Below are 2,604 nucleotides of genomic sequence, written 5' to 3' on the forward strand. Positions count from 1 at the left end.
ATGGTGGGGTAACGGAATTGATAACAAACCGGTGGAGATTGACATTGTTGCATTAGCAGATGACGGGTCCTCATTACTTATTGGTGAAGCAAAATGGTCAGAAGCCATAGATGCTGTAAAGGTTTTTAACAGATTGAAAAATAAAGCTCAAAAGCTGCCTTTTGTAAAGAACAGGAAAATTGTGTATACCCTGTTTCTCAAGAATAAGCCTGAAAAAATTTCCGCTGAACCAATCATCATTACCCCTGCAGATATTATTTCCGGCAAAAGACCAAAGACAAACGACTAAAGGTCTACGGTTGAGCGAAATTCTTGATAATTCCTCTTGAATGAAGTATATTGTTCTCATATAAAAGTATAAGATTTCCAGAAGCTAAACTTGCTTTTCCCGAAAGGTGTATCGTAGTATAAGTCAGGAAATTATTACTAATTCAATATCCGGAAAAACTTCGACATATCAAATTTTGCGATGAAGAAACGGATAATGATCTTGAGTTTTTATTTAACAGCCTGGGCGACCCCTATAGTGTTATAAGCAAAAGATCTGCGTTAGCATTAATCAAAAAGACCAAAGTATAATGGTTATTTTTATTTATGCGAAAAGAAATACTATTCTTAAACTTGTGATAAAAAGAAAAATTATTAATACCATTTAATCCTAACTAATTATGAGGAAATTTATAATTTTATTAATCTTTATTTTTGTAGTCTCATCTACCTACACGAGGGCAAATTCACAAAATCTTGAAGGTACTACTATTGATAGCACCTTAAATGAGAGCGTTTTAACACAAATCACTAACGTTGGTTATCGCCTTTTTCCAACGGAAAACATGTGGACTTTCATCAAACTAAATACACGAAATGGACAAATGTGGCAAGTTCAATACGATGTAGGAGGCGACAATCGCTTTGAAACATATTTAAATTTTGTGCCCCTTGTCCCCAAAGAAAAGGAAGAGAATGGTAGATTTATGCTTTATTCAACCCAAAACATTTATACATTCATTCTGCTGGATCAGATTGATGGCAAAATGTGGCAAGTTCAATGGTCAATAGAATCTGAGGAAAGACTAATTATTCCAATAGAATAAAAGGAAGGGTTTGATGACTGATTTTAAGCGAGAACTCGAATGTGTTTACAAAGATGAACATTATTCTGTTCGGGATAATGGAGCTGTGCTACGCCATGCTCGCAAAGGTAAACGCCTGCGGAAATATGATAATCAGTGGACTTTTGGAAAACCAAACAATAATGGCTATATGCTCATTGTTTCAGAAGTTGTTCATCGCATCGTGGCATACGCTTTTTTGGGTGAACCACCAACTCCACAACATATTGTCGACCATATTGACACAAATCGTCAAAATAATAGACCTGAAAATCTTCGCTGGTTAACCAAATTGGAGAATATTCTGAATAACCCGATAACGGTAAAAAGAATAGTACACCATTGTGGTAGTATTGAAGCTTTTCTCAAAGACCCGTCCATATTACACAATCATATAAATGTAGATCCTAACTTTGAGTGGATGAGAACTGTTACTCCGGAAGAAGCACGAACATCTTGGCAACGTTTAAGTGAGTGGACGAAAAAGGAAAATGACAGCACTTCATCGAAAGGTGGTTCATTGGGGGAATGGATATTTAAAGATAATCTTAATTACTCTTCATCTCAAGAAACTCCTGGATTAGTAACCTCTGAAACGCCTAATGCTATTCAAAAAGAATGGCGTACTCCGTCTGAGTTTCCTTGTTGTCCACAAGAAAGCACCGATAATCCTATTGAGTCCTATGCTGCAAATCTCAAGATTGGAGAAATATTTTCCCGCAACAAATATTCATACTCGATTATTTTAGATTATGCAACATCCGGAGATGGAAACACATTGTGGGTTATGTGTAAGAATAGTGATGATAACGCAATAAAGCCTTGGTCATTGGCACAAGTGACTTATGAAAACAAGTTGTTTGTTCATACAAATCTTGGAAGTTTTTTCGAGAACAATGGGGCAGAGAAACAGTTTATCCTTGCTCAAGGGCTTGAATGGACTGGAGGTGATTCCATTGATGATTACAGCTAAGATGAAAGCAAGAACAACAAATAACTAATCAGCAAACGGAAAGGGAAGAGCTTTTAAATTCCATACTACACATAGCTGAAATCAATCACTATGCATCCAGTATGGCATCCAGGCACCTGCCTGCTGTTTTGCCATCCCATAGCTTCGGGCGGTGAGGATTACGGTCAAGAAGCAATGTCTTCTGGTATTCCCTGCGTATAAGATCCGTATTATTACCCACTATCACGCTGGCACCCCCGTGCTGTCTCAACGTTATAGGCCTCTCGGTGTTCCATCGCAGGGTGAGGCATGGCGTTCCCAGCACGGTGCATTCCTCCTGCAGTCCGCCGCTGTCTGTCAGTATCATCTTGGCGCTCAATGACTTAGTGCCCAGACTTCACGATTGTTTTCGGGAAGGACTTCTGCCAGCAAAGCTTTAACTTCTTCTATGCCGCACAAGATACCAGCTCGACGGGAAAATACCTCCATGGTGGCCAGGGGATTCATCCCTTCTTTCTTGAGTATTTCCACGGTGCGGGG

The 2,604-nt window shown here is 38.9% G+C and carries 4 protein-coding genes; 3 read left to right on the top strand and 1 reads right to left on the bottom strand.

Annotated elements, in window-relative coordinates; genetic code table 11:
- The 3 genes from R6U02_RS00420 to R6U02_RS00430 form a co-directional block, all read left to right on the top strand.
- Positions 1 to 289, top strand: a 289-nt coding sequence (locus R6U02_RS00420) for a DUF234 domain-containing protein (protein WP_410261671.1), incomplete at its 5' end; no start/stop codon positions are given.
- A gap of 379 nt (positions 290 to 668) precedes the next feature.
- Positions 669 to 1,094 (top strand): hypothetical protein, encoded by a 426-nt coding sequence (locus tag R6U02_RS00425; protein ID WP_410261672.1) that lies wholly within the window; start codon positions 669 to 671, stop codon positions 1,092 to 1,094.
- Positions 1,095 to 1,107: 13 nt separating this feature from the next.
- Positions 1,108 to 2,085 carry an HNH endonuclease signature motif containing protein gene (locus R6U02_RS00430; protein WP_410261673.1) on the top strand — a complete coding sequence of 326 codons (978 nt, stop codon included), beginning with the start codon at positions 1,108 to 1,110 and terminating at the stop codon, positions 2,083 to 2,085.
- A gap of 88 nt (positions 2,086 to 2,173) precedes the next feature.
- Here the strand turns inward: R6U02_RS00430 and R6U02_RS00435 are convergent, their stop codons facing one another.
- A complete protein-coding gene (locus R6U02_RS00435; protein WP_410261674.1) occupies positions 2,174 to 2,431 on the bottom strand; it encodes a UDP-N-acetylglucosamine 2-epimerase in 258 nt (85 codons plus the stop codon).
- Positions 2,432 to 2,604: the final 173 nt, after the last annotated feature.

It is taken from the genome of Alkalibacterium sp. (assembly GCF_046484155.1).
Taxonomy (GTDB): domain Bacteria; phylum Bacillota; class Bacilli; order Lactobacillales; family Carnobacteriaceae_A; genus Alkalibacterium.